The organism is Bremerella sp. JC817, assembly GCF_040718835.1.
GTDB lineage: Bacteria > Planctomycetota > Planctomycetia > Pirellulales > Pirellulaceae > Bremerella.
Genome location: NZ_JBFEFG010000216.1, coordinates 1 through 390 on the forward strand (window position 1 = coordinate 1; position 390 = coordinate 390).

General features: G+C 69.0%; 1 pseudogene. It reads left to right on the top strand.

What is annotated here, in order from left to right:
- Window positions 1-297, top strand: a pseudogene (locus AB1L30_RS01035) (aminofutalosine synthase MqnE); the annotation flags it as partial.
- Window positions 298-390 lie beyond the last annotated feature (93 nt).

Here is a 390-nt window from a genome sequence, read left to right on the forward strand (position 1 = left end):
AACTTCCCGCACATCAAGGCCTACTGGATCATGCTCGGCATCAAGACCGCCCAGGTCGCCCTCTCCTTCGGGGCCGACGACCTCGACGGCACCGTCGTGCACGAGACCATCTACCACGAGGCCGGCGCCGAGACCCCCGAGGAGATGACCATCGACGAGATCCGCCGCCTCATCACCGAGGCCGGCCGCGACCCCGTCGAACGCGACACCCTCTACCACCGCATCGAGCGCGACGGCCCCCGCTGGTGGCCCGGCGAGCACATCGACGTCCCCGCCCTCGCCACCGTCGTCCGCTGAGCAACGATCACCCGCCCTCGCCGGATTATGACGCTTCTTGGACTACCGCTTCCCGTCAAACCTCGTGGGCTCCGGGTGCCCCGGGTTCCGCGC